14 protein-coding genes and 1 riboswitch are annotated in these 14,704 nt (G+C 71.6%); of the genes, 7 read left to right on the forward strand and 7 right to left on the reverse strand.

What is annotated here, in order from left to right; translation table 11 throughout:
• Positions 1–10 precede the first annotated feature (10 nt).
• The gene (locus AADR41_RS02595; protein WP_342279725.1) at positions 11–619 is read left to right on the forward strand and encodes a helix-turn-helix domain-containing protein; all 609 of its coding nucleotides are present in this window, start codon (positions 11–13) and stop codon (positions 617–619) included.
• Positions 620–652: 33 nt separating this feature from the next.
• Complete coding sequence (locus tag AADR41_RS02600; RefSeq protein WP_164495316.1) at positions 653–820, forward strand: DUF6126 family protein; 168 nt, start codon at positions 653–655, stop codon at positions 818–820.
• A 79-nt stretch (positions 821–899) separates the two neighbouring features.
• Here the strand turns inward: AADR41_RS02600 and AADR41_RS02605 are convergent, their stop codons facing one another.
• Positions 900–1,715, reverse strand: coding sequence for a tyrosine-protein phosphatase (locus AADR41_RS02605; RefSeq protein ID WP_342279726.1), 816 nt, complete (start codon positions 1,713–1,715; stop codon positions 900–902).
• Between the two features lie 225 nt (positions 1,716–1,940).
• Between AADR41_RS02605 and AADR41_RS02610 the strand changes: the two genes are divergently transcribed.
• The 3 genes from AADR41_RS02610 (at position 1,941) to AADR41_RS02620 (ending at position 6,456) form a co-directional block, all read left to right on the forward strand.
• The gene (locus AADR41_RS02610; protein ID WP_342279727.1) at positions 1,941–4,037 is read left to right on the forward strand and encodes an alpha-galactosidase; all 2,097 of its coding nucleotides are present in this window, start codon (positions 1,941–1,943) and stop codon (positions 4,035–4,037) included.
• 295 nt (positions 4,038–4,332) lie between these two features.
• Positions 4,333–4,489: riboswitch (cyclic di-AMP (ydaO/yuaA leader) on the forward strand.
• A 3-nt stretch (positions 4,490–4,492) separates the two neighbouring features.
• The gene (locus tag AADR41_RS02615) at positions 4,493–5,422 is read left to right on the forward strand and encodes a LysM peptidoglycan-binding domain-containing M23 family metallopeptidase (protein WP_342279728.1); all 930 of its coding nucleotides are present in this window, start codon (positions 4,493–4,495) and stop codon (positions 5,420–5,422) included.
• Between the two features lie 188 nt (positions 5,423–5,610).
• Positions 5,611–6,456, forward strand: a complete 846-nt coding sequence (locus AADR41_RS02620; RefSeq protein ID WP_342279730.1) for an SGNH/GDSL hydrolase family protein — start codon at positions 5,611–5,613, stop codon at positions 6,454–6,456.
• Between the two features lie 247 nt (positions 6,457–6,703).
• Here AADR41_RS02620 and AADR41_RS02625 read toward each other — a convergent pair whose 3' ends face one another.
• The 6 genes from AADR41_RS02625 to AADR41_RS02650 form a co-directional block, all read right to left on the reverse strand.
• On the reverse strand, positions 6,704–7,582 hold the full coding sequence (locus AADR41_RS02625) for an STM4011 family radical SAM protein (RefSeq protein WP_342279732.1): 879 nt from the start codon (positions 7,580–7,582) through the stop codon (positions 6,704–6,706).
• Between the two features lie 7 nt (positions 7,583–7,589).
• The gene (locus AADR41_RS02630; protein WP_342279733.1) at positions 7,590–8,954 is read right to left on the reverse strand and encodes an STM4012 family radical SAM protein; all 1,365 of its coding nucleotides are present in this window, start codon (positions 8,952–8,954) and stop codon (positions 7,590–7,592) included.
• The gene (locus AADR41_RS02635; RefSeq protein ID WP_342279765.1) at positions 8,951–9,766 is read right to left on the reverse strand and encodes an STM4013/SEN3800 family hydrolase; all 816 of its coding nucleotides are present in this window, start codon (positions 9,764–9,766) and stop codon (positions 8,951–8,953) included. The genes AADR41_RS02630 and AADR41_RS02635 overlap by 4 nt, the downstream gene beginning before the upstream one ends.
• Positions 9,767–9,908: 142 nt before the next feature.
• Positions 9,909–11,063, reverse strand: a complete 1,155-nt coding sequence (locus AADR41_RS02640; protein ID WP_342279734.1) for an STM4014 family protein — start codon at positions 11,061–11,063, stop codon at positions 9,909–9,911.
• Positions 11,044–12,015: an STM4015 family protein gene (locus tag AADR41_RS02645; protein WP_342279735.1), complete on the reverse strand. Its 972-nt coding sequence runs from the start codon at positions 12,013–12,015 to the stop codon at positions 11,044–11,046. Before AADR41_RS02645 ends, AADR41_RS02640 begins: the two co-directional genes overlap by 20 nt.
• 6 nt (positions 12,016–12,021) lie before the next feature.
• A complete protein-coding gene (locus tag AADR41_RS02650) occupies positions 12,022–12,978 on the reverse strand; it encodes an STM4015 family protein (RefSeq protein WP_342279736.1) in 957 nt (318 codons plus the stop codon).
• A gap of 201 nt (positions 12,979–13,179) precedes the next feature.
• Between AADR41_RS02650 and AADR41_RS02655 the strand changes: the two genes are divergently transcribed.
• Together AADR41_RS02655 and AADR41_RS02660 are read left to right on the forward strand one after the other, a co-directional pair.
• A complete protein-coding gene (locus AADR41_RS02655; RefSeq protein ID WP_124720616.1) occupies positions 13,180–13,506 on the forward strand; it encodes a hypothetical protein in 327 nt (108 codons plus the stop codon).
• A 127-nt stretch (positions 13,507–13,633) separates the two neighbouring features.
• On the forward strand, positions 13,634–14,635 hold the full coding sequence (locus AADR41_RS02660) for a DUF6745 domain-containing protein (RefSeq protein WP_342279737.1): 1,002 nt from the start codon (positions 13,634–13,636) through the stop codon (positions 14,633–14,635).
• Positions 14,636–14,704: the final 69 nt, after the last annotated feature.

The raw sequence follows: 14,704 nt of genomic DNA on the forward strand, positions 1-14,704 counted from the left end.
CAATAGGTACATGAATCCTCCAGACGGAGGGGCGGCCGACGAGCTGCCCGGGATCGCGCCACGGCTGCGCGATCTGCGCCGGAGCCGTGGTCTCACCCTGGAGACCGCCGCTCAGCGGGCAGGGCTCTCGCCCGCCCATCTCTCCCGGCTCGAAACGGGCCGTCGCCAGCCTTCGCTGCCGATGCTGCTCGGTCTTGCCAGGATCTACGGTACGACGGTCTCCGAGCTGCTCGGCGAGACACCCCCCGAACGTGACGCGATCATCCGCGGCGGGACGTTCGAGGGAGCCGAGGCGGACGGCTGGATGTACCAGCAGGCCGGCGGCTCCGGCCGGGCCATGCAGGCGCTCCGCGTCCGCGTCCCGCACGGCGCCCAGGGCGACCTCGTGCGCGTCCATCCCGGCGAGGAGTGGCTGTACGTGCTCGCCGGGCACCTCCGGGTCTGGCTCGGGGACACCGTGCACGACCTCGCGCCCGGCGACAGCGCGCACTTCGACTCGCTCACCCCGCACCGGATCACGGCCGTCGACCGCGACGGTGCCGAACTGCTCTTCGTCCACACCCTGATGCAGAGCCCCGCCGCCGAGCTGTGCCTCGGCAGCGGCATCCACCGTCGCTGAGACCGGCTCCACCGGTCGCCAGAGAGGACCGTCATGTCCGATTCGGAGAACTTCGACCCGCTGGGTTCGAAGAAGAACTACGAGGCCCAGGAGCGGAAGTTTCCGCGCGGTGTGGTGATCAGGCTGTTCGCCTACCTCATCGCCGGGCACATCTTCGCGGCCTTCCTCTACCTGCTCTTCGCGGTGGCAGGCAAGGGCTGACCGCGCCCGGCTCCTTCCGTCCGGATCGGGCCGGATCGGGCGCCGGGGCGCGAGCCCGGCACGATCCGGACGAGGGGCCCTAGCGGGCCTCGTCCAGGAGCCGGTCGCGCAGCCGGTCCCGGGCCTCGGGGGCGAGCTTCAGGCCCTCGGAGAAATAGCGGTCCGTGCTGCCCCAGGTCTCCTCGATGGTCGCGAAGGCCGCGGCGAGGTAATCGGCATGGGCGCCGAAGAGCGGGTTCAGCAGCTCCATCACCTCGGCCGACATGCCGTCCGCCGAGGTGTCGCTGCGCTGCACCCGGTAGCGGCGGTGGGCGTCGTTGGACTTCAGGTAGTCGGCCTCGATGGCCTCGGGCTCGACGCCGACGGCGAGCAGCGACACCGCGATCGACAGCCCGGCCCGGTCCTTGCCCGCCGCACAGTGCATCAGGGCCGGAACACTGTCCTCGGCCAGGGCGTGCAGCACCCGGCTGTGCTCGGCGGTGCGGTCCCGGATGATCGAGCGGTACGAGGCGATCATCCGGTTCGTGCCCTTGCCGTCGCCGAGGATCGAGCGCAGCTGCGCGACGTCGCCGTTGCGGACCATGTGCCAGAACTCCGAGCCGTCCGCCGGATCGGAGAGCGGGATGTTCACGCTTCGCACGCCGGGCAGTTCCACGTCCAGCCCGTCGAGCCTGCGGTCGGCGGCGTTGCGGAAGTCGAAGACCGTGTGCAGACCGAGACCGCCCAGGAACGAGGCGTCCTCGGCGGTGGCGTGCGCGAGGTGACCGCTGCGGAAGAGCCGCCCGTGCCGCACCCGCCGCCCGTCCGCGGTGGGCAGCCCGCCCACGTCGCGGAAGTTGCGGACGCCCGCCAGCTCGGGTTCCGTCGACGGGATCTGCGGCAACTGCTGCGTCACGGTGACTCCTGGAGTGTCTGGTGCCGGCGCGCGTCGCAGGCGAGGCCACTCCTGCGACGATACGACATTGATTCCTCAGGCAATCATCTCGGCCTTTCCCTGTCGATACCCGGGCGAACTCCGGTTCCCCCGCAGTGAATCCGCCGGGCGAATTCCTCGACGAACCGTTGCTCACACCCCGTCGATGGTCGATGATGTGCGGAACTGTTGGAATGTGGGGATGCGATGATCGAGACGGGCAACACCGGCCGGACCTGGCTGCTCACCGGGGCGAGCAGCAGCTACGCACTGCGACTGACCGAGCAGGACGAGCTGGTCCATCTGCACTGGGGGCCGAGGATCACCCTCGCCGCGGCGGAGGCGTTGGCCGCGGCCCCGGAACTGGACTTCAGGGCCTTCGAGTCCCACCTCGACGGCCGGGAGGAGTATCCGGTCGAGGGCGGCCCCAGGTTCGTCCGTCCGGCACTCTCGGTACGCACCGCGCAGGTCCGCGGCACCGAGTGGGCCTTCGACGCCGCCGAGGCGGACGGGGACGAACTGCGGATCGGCTTCACCGACTCCGTGCACCGGCTCGCCCTGACCCTGCACTACCGGATGCGGGACGACTCCGATGTCGTGGAGCGCTGGGCCACCGTCGCGCACGCCGGACCGGACGGCCCGCCGCTGGAGCTGCTGCGCGCCGATGCGGCCGCCTGGTCGCTGCCGGCCCGCGACGGCTGGCGGCTGAGCCGGCTGCACGGACGCTGGGCGGCGGAATCGCGACTTGAGCGGGCGGAGCTGCTGCACGGCGAGAGCGTCGTCTCCAGCAGGCGCGGCCACACCGGCCACCAGTTCCTGCCGTGGGTCGCGCTGGACGCCGACGGTGCCGCCACCGAGGAGAGCGGCGAGGTGTACGGCTGCGCGCTCGGCTGGTCCGGATCGTGGCGGATCTCCGTGCAGCGGCTGCCCGACGGGCTCGTGCAGATCACCGGCGGTGCCGGATACGACGACGCCGGTCTGGTCCGGCTGGTGCCGGGGGAGTCGTACACCACGCCCGTCTTCGCCGGGCTGTGGAGCGGGCAGGGGTTCGGCGGGGCGAGCCGCGCCTGGCACGCCTGGCAGCTGGCCCATGTGATCCCGGACGCGCAGAACCCGCGGCCGGTGCTCTACAACTCCTGGGAGGCGACGGGCTTCGACATCTCGCTGGACCAGCAGCGGGTCCTCGCCGAGCGGGCCGCCGCGATGGGCGTCGAGCTCTTCGTCGTGGACGACGCGTGGTTCGGGCAGCGGACCAGCGACCGGGCCGGGCTCGGGGACTGGACGCCGAATCCGGACCGCTTCCCCGGTGGGCTGAAGCCGCTCGCCGACGAAGTGCACGGGCTCGGCATGCAGTTCGGCATCTGGGTCGAACCGGAAATGGTCAATGCCGACAGTGATCTCTATCGCGCCCATCCCGATTGGGTGCAGCACTTTCCCGGGCGGGCGCGTACGGAGTACCGCAACCAGCTGGTGCTCAATCTGGCCCGCCCCGATGTGCGGGAATATCTCTGGGAGCAGCTGGACACACTGCTCTCCGGCACGCCCATCGACTATGTGAAATGGGATTTCAACCGCTGCTTCACCGATGCGGGCTGGCCGGGCGAGGACTACCCGCAGAAGCTCTGGGTCGAGCACGTGGAGGGCCTGTACGCGCTGATCGACCGGCTCAGGGCCGCGCACCCCACGGTCGCGTTCGAGTCCTGCTCGGGCGGCGGCGGCCGGGTCGACCTGGGGATCATGTCCCGCACCGACCAGGTGTGGACCTCCGACAACACCGACCCGCTCGACCGGCTCGCCATCCAGGAGGGCTTCGGACACCTCCACCCCGCGCGGGTGATGGCCGCCTGGGTCACGGACAGCCCGAACCACCAGCTCAACGGCCGGGTCAGCTCGCTGCGCTTCCGGTTCGTGAGCGCGATGGCCGGAGTGCTCGGGGTCGGCGGGGACCTCACCGAATGGAGCGAGGAGGAGCTGGCCGAGGCCCGGACCTGGGTGGAGCTCTACAAGGAGATCCGGCCCGTCGTGCAGCAGGGCGCGCTGTACCGGCTGCGTGCACCGCGCGGCGGACTCAGCGCGATCCAGTACGTCCACGGGGACGACGCCGTGGTCCTGATGTGGCTGGAGGCGCAGCGGTACGGGGAGCGGTCCCCGGCCCTGCGACTGCGCGGGCTCGACCCGGAGGCGACCTACACCTGCCTGGACACCGGGGCGGTGCACCACGGTTCGACGCTGCTGCACCAGGGGCTGCACACCGGACTTCGCGGTGATCTCGACGCACGCGTGCTGAGGCTCCGACGCGGATGACGGGCCCCTTATGTCCGTAATGCAGGCATTTGTCTGAACATCGCCTGCTTATAGGGGACATGAGGGTTGCCTCGTGAGCGGGATCATATCCGTGACGGTGTGTGGTGACGGAAGAGTCGGGCAATCCGTGCGCGGCGCGGAATGCCAAGATCCTTAATCCACGGAGTGTGACCGGAATTCCGCGTCGATTTCCCGGCGCGGAATCCGGCGTGGAACCCATGGCTTGTTCTCGCCGTCCCGACTCGCTTACGGTCACCGCAATCCGGACGGACCGCCTAATCCTGCCGCCGCCCGGAATTCACATCCACTCATCGCGTGGCAGGAGCGGGGGAACCAGGTAAGCCGCCGGCCGGAGAAATCCGGCCGGCTCGGGGTGAAGTCGCGCTCAGCGCGGCCGGGCATCTCCAGCCCGAACCCGACAGCTCACCTCGCAGGCGCCGGAGAGGAAATACGCCATGCCCATATCGGGTAAGCACCGTCGTCCGAAGCTCAGCACCATCGCCCGTGGCGTCGCCGCGGTCGGCGCCGGCGGCGCCGTCGTCGCGCTGCCGCTGCTCGGCGCCACCGGTGCCCAGGCCGCGGAGCAGTCCGTCCCGGCCGCCGCGCCGCAGCCGGCCGCCGCCACGCACGCCGCTCCCGTCGCGCAGAAGCAGGCCGCCACCACGACGTACTCCGTCGTCTCCGGCGACTACCTGTCGAAGATCGCCGCCGAGCACCAGGTCAAGGGCGGCTGGCAGCAGCTGTACCAGGACAACCGCGAGGTCGTCGGCGAGAACCCCGGCCTGATCTTCCCGGGCATGAAGCTGACCCTCGGCGCCAAGGCCTCCGGCAACGCCGCGCCCACCGGCGCCGGCACCGGCTCGTCCCTCCCGTCGAAGGCGCCCTCCGTCACCGTGAAGTCCGCCCCGGCCAAGACCTCGTCCGCCCCGGCGACCAAGGCCCCGCAGACCGAGGCCCCGGCCTCCGCCCGGAGCAGCGCCTCCGGCTACGTCCACCCGGTCCCGGGCAACCACACCACCGGTTACCGCGCCTCCGGCTCCAACTGGTCCAGCGGCAGCCACACCGGCATCGACTTCCCCGTCGCCACCGGCACCAGCGTCAAGTCCATCACCTCCGGCACCGTCGTCACCGCCGGCTGGGGCGGCGCCTACGGCAACCAGGTCGTCATCAAGCACGCCGACGGCCACTACTCGCAGTACGGCCACCTGTCCTCCATCTCCGTCTCCGCGGGTCAGGCCGTGAGCGCCGGTCAGCAGCTCGGCCTCTCCGGTGCCACCGGCAACGCCACCGGCCCGCACCTGCACTTCGAGGTCCGCACGGGCCCGGCGTACGGTTCGGACATCGACCCGATCGCCTTCCTGGCCTCGCACGGCATCTCCGTCTGAGCCGAACGGCCGGGCAGCTGAATCACCGGGCATGATCCGAGCGACACGGAAGGGGCGGTGCGCGGCGGCGCACCGCCCCTTCACTTATTCCCCCTTTACCAAAAACTGACCGGGTGGCCTATCTCACCACCCGTCAACCCCTTATTACGGTCGCGTAGGTCACATTCGGCAGTGCAGGATAAGCGTTTGTGGCAGACGATTCGAGAAAAAACCAACGTGGCGTCAACAACCGACAGAGCGTCATCGGGTCGTACGCGGCTATCGGCGACAGCTTCACCGAGGGAGTCGGCGACCCCGGCCCGGACGGGAAATTCGTCGGCTGGGCGGACCGTTTCGCGGTACTCCTCGCGGACCAGCTCCCGGACCCCGATGCGGCGACCGGCACGGAAGGTTCCGCGCACGGGAATTTCAGGTACGCCAATCTCGCCGTACGAGGACGCCTCCTCGACCAGATCGTCGAGGAGCAGGTGCCGCGCGCCAAGGAGCTCGCACCCGACCTGGTGAGCTTCTGCGCGGGCGGCAACGACATCATCCGGCCGGGCACCGACCCCGACGACGTGGCCGAGCGCTTCGAGCGCGCGGTCGCCGAGCTGACCGGCGCGGTCGGCACGGTCATGGTCACCACCGGCTTCGACACCCGCGGCATTCCCGTGCTGCGCCATCTGCGCGGCAAGATCGCCACGTACACCGCCCATGTACGGGCCATCGCCGACCGCTACGACTGCCCGGTCCTGGACCTGTGGTCGCTGCGGTCCGTCCAGGACCGGCGGGCCTGGGACGACGACCGGCTCCACCTGTCGCCCGAAGGGCACACCAGGGTCGCGCTGCGCGCCGCCCAGGTCCTCGGCCTCGACGTACCGGCCGACCCCGACCAGGAATGGCCGCCGCAGGCAGAGCGCGGCACCCTCGAAGTACGGCGCGACGACATCCACTGGGCGCGCGAGTACCTGGTCCCGTGGATCGGCCGGCGGCTGCGCGGCGAGTCCTCCGGGGACCACGTCGAAGCGAAGCGCCCGGACCTCCTGCCGCTCTAGGGTCTTTCGTCCGGATCGGGCCGGATCAGGGAGCGGGGTCCGGTGCCGTGCATTGCAAGGCGGAGGAGGGAGTCAGCTGGCTCTCCCCTGTCCGAGCGGAGCCGGGAGCTCGGGGAGGGCGCGTCGGCGACCGGCGACAACGCGGCGGGGCGCGGCACCGGTGCACACGGGACCGGCATGATCCGGACGAGAGGCCCTGGACGGCGTCCGGGGCCGTGGTGCCGTCGCCCGCCCGGCCCGCCGGGAATCAGGTCGGTCCGGCGATCGACGGCGGCACAGCCGCCGGGATCCGCTCCAGCACCCCGCCGGCGAAGACGTCGTACAGCGGCAGTGTCTCCAGGTGCACATAGCCGATGTGGCAGTCGCAGACCGCCAGCGGACAGGCGCGCGGACCGAGCGCCCGCCGGTAGCTCCCGTCATAGAGATTGCCCAGCTCCGCCGGGACGAAATGGCATCGCCGCACGGTGCCGTCACCGTCCACCGAGATGACCGACTCACCGGTCCGGCAGGGCAGCCCCGCCGACCGGTGCGGATGCCGGCTGTAGGGGAAGAGCGGGTCGACGGCCGTCCAGCGCTCCGCCTCCTCGTCCGAATACGTGTGGCCCTCCGCCGCGTTCACCCAGAGATAGACCTCGTCCGGCAGCGCGGCGCGCAGCCGTCGCGCCTCGTCGAGATGGTCGTCGAGCCCGACCACACCGACACTGTGCCGGATGCCGAGCGCGGACAGCTCCTCGCACTTGGTGAGGAACCGCTCGTACGGCGTCTGCCCCGGGTGGTACGTGCACCACAGCGCGATCTTCTCGCGGCCCGCCTCACCGGCCTCGGCCAGCCAGCCCGTACGACTGCTGATGTTGGTCTGGATCGCGACCCGCCGGACGTGCGGCAACTGCGCGAGCTCGACCAGCGCACGGCGGTACCAGGAGCGGACCAGACCCTCGCCCCACGGGGTGAACAGCACCGAGATCCGGTCACCGGTCTGCGCCGCGGCCCACGCCGTGAACCGCTCCAGCGCGGCCCGGTCGGCGCGCAGCTGCTCCCGGCTGTCGCGCCGCTTGGCGAACGGGCAGTACGGACAGTCGTAGTCGCACGAGGAGAGCGGCCCGCGGTAGAGGATCGTCAGGTCCATGGGGTACTCACTTCAGCTCGTACGCGGCCATCGCGGCGCGTACACCGGGGGAGAAGAGCTCCGGGCCCAGCGCGTCGGAGTGGGCGAGGCCCTCGGGGGAGAGCCGCAGCAGTCCGGACGCCCCGGCCGACGCGTCGAGCCAGCCGCGCGCCTCGAACCGGGCCAGTTCGAGGGGGAAGTCGTCGGCCGGCGAGGAGCCGAACCGCTCCCGGTAGTCGGCCAGCGGCAGTCCCCCGGCCTGGAGCACCGACTGAAGGAGGTGACGGCGGCGAGCCTCGTCGCCGTCGACGTACCGCCCGACCTCCGCACGCGAGAAGTCCTCGGTGGCGGTGTATCCGTCGATGATCGCCCGCACCTCCCGCATCTCCACCGCGTAGTCGAAGGAGTAGTGCAGCCCGGTGGTGTACGAGCGGGCGCCGCAGCCCAGGCCGATCATGCCGTCGGTCTGGCAGGCGTAGTCGTCGGGGCCGTCCGCCCGCGGGGCGTCGGCGCGGCGGAACATCCGCATCGAGACCTGCTCGTAGCCGTGGGCCAGAAGGTGGTCCCGGCCCGCGCGGTACAGCCGCAGCCGCTGTTCGTCCCAGGCCGCGTCGGCCGCGGCCTCGCCGTCGGCACCGAGCCGTCCCAGCCCGGTCAGGGGACGCACGTACAGCGGGTAGAGGTACAGCTCCTCCGGCCGCCGGCTGAGCGCCGTGTCCAGCGAGGTGCGCCAGCTGTCCTCGGTCTGGCCGTCGATGCCGTAGATCAGGTCGATGTTGAGGACCGGGATGCGGGCATTGCGTATCCGGTCCAGCGCAGCCTCCACGTCGGCCCGCCGCTGCGGGCGTACGGCGGCCCGCGCCTCGGCCTCGACGAAACTCTGCACCCCGATGCTGATCCTGGTCGCACCCCGGTCGGCGAGAACGGCCAGCCGGTCGGCCGTCGCGGTCGACGGCGAGGTCTCGACCGAGAGCGGCACGGACCGCAGATCGGCGCCCATCCGCTTCTCCGCGATGTCGCAGAGCCGCTCCAGCTCCGCGGCGGTCAGGAAGGTGGGCGTGCCCCCGCCGAACGCGGCCGCGGCGAACCGCACCGGCCCGTCGTCACCCAGCGCGTCCCGGACGGCGGTGGCCTGCCGGTCCAGCGCGTCGAGGTACCGGGTCGTCAGCTCGTCGGGAGCACCGATCCGGGTGAAGAGATTGCAGAAGCCGCAGCGGACCTCGCAGAACGGTATGTGGAGGTAGAGCGAGAGCGCGTCCTTGCGCTCGCCCGCCCACAGCCCGCGCAGGTCCGGCCGGTCGGCGAGCGGCCGGTAGGCGGTCTTGTGCGGGTAGGCGTACACATAGCTCTGGTACGGCCGGACGGCCGGTGCGGCGGTCGTGGTGCGGCTCATGGTGCGGTGGCCCCCGGGTCCAGGAAGAAGTGCGCGTACGGAACGGTCCAGACGGACTCGTGACCGAGCCGGTGCCCGGTGTAGCCGTCGTCCCCGTACGCCGTGCCGTGGTCCGAGCAGACGATGGCGAAACAGCGGCGGCGGCTGCTCGCGGCGGCGAAGAGCCTGCCGATGTGGGCGTCGACGTACTCCAGTGCCGCGGCGTGGGTGGCGCGGGAGTCGCCCGCCTCGCGGGTGGCGCCCGGCCGGTGGAACCAGTTGGGCTGGTGCAGGGCGGACACATTGACGAAGAGGAACAGCCGCTGCTCCGCCGGGAGTTCGGCGACTACCTGCTCGGCGCGCGTCACCTGTGCCTCGAAGGAGGTGGGCGAGGCCACGCCGAACTCCGGCTCCCAGTGGCTCTCCTGGAACATGTCCGGCAGCACCGAGCCGAGCGGCGGCCGCCGGTTGAAGAAGCCGACGCCGCCGATGCACACCGTGCGGTAGCCCACGCCGGCGAGGCCGGAGAGCAGGTCCGGTGTGTCGAAGACGAAGGTGCCCGGGGCGGTCGACTCACTGCCCGCGAAGCGCGCCGCGAACAGCCGGGGGTGCGGTCCGGGACCGGCCGGTGTCGGCAGGAATCCCGCGAAGATCGCCTGGTGGGAGGCGTAGGTGAAGCTGCCCGGCGCATGCCGCTTCTCCCAGACACCGCCCGGCAGATGACGCGCCAGATGGGGAATGCGCCCTTCGGCGGCGAGCTCCACCGCCACGTCGTGGCGCAGTGTGTCGAGGGTGACGAGCAGCAGGTCGTGGCTGCCCACGATCCCGCTCATGTCCGGCTCGCCCGCGCGCGGCGCGTCGGTGGCCGGCCCGTTGATGCCCGGCCCGTTCACGTTCGGCCCGTTCATGTCCGGCGCGTCGGCGCCCGGTTCGTTCGGGTACGGGTTCCGGGTGCCCGCGGAGGCGGGCGCGGTGTCAGGCGGTGGCGGTTGCACGGTTGTTCCTTGCTCTGTTCTGTACGGCGGCGACCTGCGCCGCGTACGTGTCCAGTCCCTCGGCACCGCTGCCGGGAAGCCCGGTCAGGCGCGGCAGCAGGTCACCGAAGGCGTTGACCTCGCCGACGGCGAAGCGCCGCCAGCCGGTCGAGGGCAGCAGATCGACGCCCACGCAGAGGGTGTCCGGGAAGCAGGCGGCCGCCCGTTCGCACACGGCCAGGGCCTCGCGCCAGCTGCCGCCCGCGGCCTCGACGGCCGAGCGGACGGCTTCGAGGTCGCCGCGCTCGCCGCCGAGGTGAAGATTGGTCATGGGGGAGCGGCTGGTGCGCACCACCGCGTGGGTGGCCCGGCCCGCCACCACCACGACCCGCAGGTCCGTCGCCCGGCCGTGCCGGGTCGCCTTGGGCAGCCAGCGCTCGATGTGCAGCCCGTCGGGCGCGAGCGTGTCGACGATGGCCGCGATCTCCGGCTCCGCCGTGATGCGGCGCACTCGCAGGGAATTGAAGAGCCGGCCGGACGCGTCGCGCTCCACCGACGTGGTGGCCCTGATGCGGCCCGGACCTGCCGTCTCCACGGCCAGCACCCCCGAGGCGGACGAGCCGTGCGCGAGCTTCACGAAGACCCTGGACATGCCGTGGTCCGCCATCCGTCCACGTACGTCCGCCCAGTCCCGCACCACGGGGGCCGCGGCCCCCGAGGTCGGTGACGCCGGGACCGGGACCCCGGCACCGTCCAGCACGGCATGGCAGAGCCGCTTGTCGAACAGCACCGCGACATCGTCGGGATCGTCGAGCAGCCCGGCACCGGCGGCGGCCGCCGCCCGCGCCACCGTCCGCACGGCCGAGGTGAACCCGGCGTACCAGCGGGCGGTCCCCTCGACCCTGGCCGGATCCCCGACGGTGCGGAGCAGCCGCTCCACCTCGGTGTCCTCACCGGGGGAGTCCATCCGTACCGTCTCGCCGGGCAGGAAGGAGACGCCACCGCGCAGGACGTCCAGCCAGGGCACGACGCGCGCCGCGGGCAGCCCGGCGGCGCGCACGGCGTCCTGGAAGAGCGTGACCCGGCGGTTGCCGGGCACACCCACGACGGCGAAGCGCGGCGCCGGGCCCGCCGTACTACTCGCTGACGGCGACATAGCGGTCGTCGTCCTCTTCCGGATCCCAGTACTCGACCTCGTCGGCCTCACCGTTCACCCGGTCCGGACCCAGGAGCTGCCGCAGGCGGTCCACCAACGGGTCGCTCATGTAGTGGTGGTGCAGATCCAACGAGGTGAGATGGGTGAGCGGCTGGCCCGAGAGCAGCGCCTCGGCACCCTCGTCGCCCAGTGTCCCCATCGAGAGGGAGAGCGACTCCAGCCGGGCGACGACCGGAGCGGAGGCCACGGCGGCCGCGATCTCGTCCTGGATCTCGCTGTTCTGCAGCCCCAGATGGCGCAGGGCGGGGAACGTCGCGCCGGACAGCAGCGGAGCGAGGTCCGCGACCGTGGTGTCACCGCCGTACTCGGTGACACCGAGCCAGAGTTCGAGGCGCTCCAGCGCGGGCAGTTCGCAGGCGCCGATCGCCCGCACGAGGCCGGACGGCAGCCCGCCGGACTCGAACCTCAGCGACCTGAGCGACTTGTGCCGCACCGGTCGCAGGCCGAGCGACGGGCGGTCGTCGCGCTGCTCACCGCCCCCGCGTACCGCCAGCTCCTCCAGCTCGCCGAACGCCTCGACCACCGGGGTGATGTCGCACATCTCCAGCCATGACAGTTCGCATTCCTCGCTGACGACATCGGCGAGAAAGAGCGCGCGCAGGGCCGGGAAACGGTCGGCGTGAGCGACCAGCAGATCCAGCACCGGGGCGAACGACTCGTACTCCTCCTGCCACCAGGGGCCGATCAGCAGGGCCCGCACCCGGGTGGTGTCGACCGTGTCGACGAAGTGCTGCCACAGCGTGCCGAACGTCAGATCGCCCTGCCAGGCGCTCTCCAGCCGCCAGGCGACCGAACCGGTGTCCGGGAGCGCTTCCTCCGAGGCCCGGCCGGGGCCGGGAAGGGTATGGACCGGCAGGCCGTGAAACGTGTCGGGATGCTCGATGTCAGTCATCGCGCCTCACTCCGAGACCGAGGTGTAGCGGCCTTCGACGCCGCGGTTGCCCCAGGGTGTCTCGCGCTCCGACACATCGACCCGCACGCCGTGCGGCTCCAGCGCCTGCACGATCCGGCGCTCCATCGGCTCGGTCATGAAGTGGTGGTACAGATCGAGCTTTTCGAGATGGGTGAGCGGCTGGCCGTCCAGCAGCGCCGCCGCGCCCTCGTCGCCCATGGTGCCGTTCGACAGGTCCAGGACCCGCAGCTGCGCGACGACCGGGGCGGAGGCCACCGCCGCCGCGATCTCGTTCTGCACCTCGCTGTTGCGCAGGCCGAGATGGGTGAGCCGGGGGAAGCGGGTGCCGGAGAGCAGCGGAGCCAGGTCGGCCACATCGGTGTCGCCCCCGTAGGCGGAGACACCGAGCCAGAGGTCGAGCCGCTCCAGCGCCGGCAGTTCGCTGTCCAGAATGCCGCGGATCACGCCGACGGGCAGCCCGCCGGTCTCGATGGTCAGCGAACGCAGCCGCTCGTGCTTCGAGGGCGAGAAGACCAGATCGGTGCCGCCGCGCACACCCAGTTCCAGCAGGTCGGGGAAGGCGTTGAGCAGCGCCGTGACATCCGACTGCTCGATCCAGGAGATCTCGTTCTCCTCGGAGGTCATGTCGCCGACGAAGACGGCCTCCAGCGAGGTCAGCCGGTCCGCCGCGGCGATGATCAGATCGATCGCGTACGACGACTTCACCTCGTACGCCTCACCCCACTGACCGACGATCAGCGCCCTGACCCCTGCCGGGTCGACCGTCTCCAGGAACGCCTTGAAGGCTTCCTCCCAGGTCGTCTCGGCATCGTCGTCGTACGGATCGACCGAGATGCGCCAGGCTGCCGCATCGGCGGCCTGCACGGGCGCCTCCCCCGACGCGTGCTGGAAATCGACAGCGGGAAGGCCGAGCAACTCGTGCAGATGGTCCACACCGGACATGACCCTGAGCTCCTGGTACTGGGGGACGGCTGATGTTCCCAAGGTTTATCAAGCCGCACTGACAACGGTGCGACCGGGACCACTGCGACGGGGCCGCCCCGTCCGCCGGGTCCGGTCGCCCGCCGGTCGATTGTCAGACCCGCCCCGTAGCGTTTTCTGCGTGGCCGGCACAGCGGGTGCGGCCATCGAGGGGAGACGTCTGTGTACCGGCAGGGCGATGTACTGATCGTGTCGTTGGAGGAGTCGGCGGTGCCCGCGCATCTCGTGGACGCGCCGGGTGAGCCGAGGGACGGGCGGGGGCGCATGGTCCTCGCGCTGGGCGAGGTCACGGGGCATGCCCACGCGGTGCAGGGGCCGGGCAGGCTGATGCGGGAGGCGGGGGTGTTCGGGCCGATGCTGCTCCATCTCCCCGAGGGCGGACGGGTGGTGCACGAGGAGCACGCGACGATACCGCTGTCGAAGGGCTGGTACCGCGTGGTGCGCCAGCGGGAGTACACGCCGGGGGCGGTCCGCATCGTCGCGGACTGACAGCGGGCGGAGCCCGGCGGCAGCAGGCCGGGGCAGAAGACCGGAGTTCCGGCGGCGCACGGCGCGCCGCCGTCGACGCAGTACGCACAAGACACAACACACAGAACACTGGGGACGGGGAAGACCGATGCAGTACGTGGACTCATGGCGGGCCGTGGCAGCGGCGACGGGCGCGGCCGACCGGGCCGCGGCCGAGGAGGGGCTGCGGCTCGCCTACCGCAGCGCAGGACTCGCCGAGCCGGAGCGGATCGTCTGGGTCGACTCGCCCAGGGCCGCGGTGGAGGCCGTGGAGAAGCTCGTCGACGCCGGGCGTTCGGTGCGTGACGAGATACGGACCCGGCCCTGGGCGCAGGAGCGCCGCCGGATGTACGACGAACTGGGCCCGGCGGGCTGGTCCGCGCTGTGGTCCGCCACCGGCGCCCAGCTCTGGGAGACCACCGCGGCGCTCGCCGACCGGATCCGGGCCGGCGTCGTCGCGGACCTCGCCAAACGCCCCGAGGACGAGTCCGGCGTCCGGCTGGTGCTGCTCGACGCGGTGCTGGGCCAGCACGACGCGGCGTGGCTCGCCGCCTTCGACGGCCGGGGCGACCGCCTCGACGGTCTGGCGGAGGTGGCCAGGCACGCGGGCTGGTGGTGGCCCTACGAGCGTGCCGTGGTGATCAGCGAGCGGCCGGAGGCACTGCACCGGGACGAGGCGGGCCGGCTCGACCGCGGGGACGGCCCGGCGCTCGCCTACCGTGACGGCTTCGCCCTCTACGCCTGGCGCGGCATGCCGGTGCCCGCCGAGTTCCTGGAGGAGCTGAACTCCCTGACTCCGAAGCGGATACGCGAGGAGGAGAACGCGGAACTGCGCCGCGTGATGCTGGAGTTCTACGGCTACGACCGATACCTCACCGAATCCGGCGCGGAGCCGGTGCACCGTGACGAGACGGGTGTCCTGTGGCGGATCGCGCTGGACGGCGACGAGGACGTGGTGATGGTCGAGGTGGTCAACTCCACTCCCGAGCCGGACGGCACGCACCGTGTCTACTGGCTCCGGGTGCCGCCCGGCACCCGGACCGCCAAGGCCGGTGTGGCCTGGACCTTCGGACTCGACGGCAACGCGTACGCGCCCGTGCGCCAGACCTGAGCGCCGCCGGACGGTCCGCCGACCGGGGCCACGCGGCCGAGGGACCGCGCGACGAGTCACCGGCCGGGG

The organism is Streptomyces sp. CLV115 (assembly GCF_038448545.1).
Classification (GTDB): domain Bacteria; phylum Actinomycetota; class Actinomycetes; order Streptomycetales; family Streptomycetaceae; genus Streptomyces; species Streptomyces sanglieri.

What these genes read in the sequence shown, in the direction of transcription:
- AADR41_RS02595 (WP_342279725.1), top strand. Translation starts at nt 11, where the DNA reads ATGAATCCTCCAGACGGAGGGGCGGCCGACGAGCTGCCCGGGATCGCG.
- AADR41_RS02600 (WP_164495316.1), top strand. Translation starts at nt 653, where the DNA reads ATGTCCGATTCGGAGAACTTCGACCCGCTGGGTTCGAAGAAGAACTAC.
- AADR41_RS02610 (WP_342279727.1), top strand. Translation starts at nt 1,941, where the DNA reads ATGATCGAGACGGGCAACACCGGCCGGACCTGGCTGCTCACCGGGGCG.
- AADR41_RS02615 (WP_342279728.1), top strand. Translation starts at nt 4,493, where the DNA reads ATGCCCATATCGGGTAAGCACCGTCGTCCGAAGCTCAGCACCATCGCC.
- AADR41_RS02625 (WP_342279732.1), bottom strand. Translation starts at nt 7,582, where the DNA reads ATGGACCTGACGATCCTCTACCGCGGGCCGCTCTCCTCGTGCGACTAC.
- AADR41_RS02630 (WP_342279733.1), bottom strand. Translation starts at nt 8,954, where the DNA reads ATGAGCCGCACCACGACCGCCGCACCGGCCGTCCGGCCGTACCAGAGC.
- AADR41_RS02635 (WP_342279765.1), bottom strand. Translation starts at nt 9,766, where the DNA reads ATGAGCGGGATCGTGGGCAGCCACGACCTGCTGCTCGTCACCCTCGAC.
- AADR41_RS02640 (WP_342279734.1), bottom strand. Translation starts at nt 11,063, where the DNA reads ATGTCGCCGTCAGCGAGTAGTACGGCGGGCCCGGCGCCGCGCTTCGCC.
- AADR41_RS02645 (WP_342279735.1), bottom strand. Translation starts at nt 12,015, where the DNA reads ATGACTGACATCGAGCATCCCGACACGTTTCACGGCCTGCCGGTCCAT.
- AADR41_RS02650 (WP_342279736.1), bottom strand. Translation starts at nt 12,978, where the DNA reads ATGTCCGGTGTGGACCATCTGCACGAGTTGCTCGGCCTTCCCGCTGTC.
- AADR41_RS02660 (WP_342279737.1), top strand. Translation starts at nt 13,634, where the DNA reads ATGCAGTACGTGGACTCATGGCGGGCCGTGGCAGCGGCGACGGGCGCG.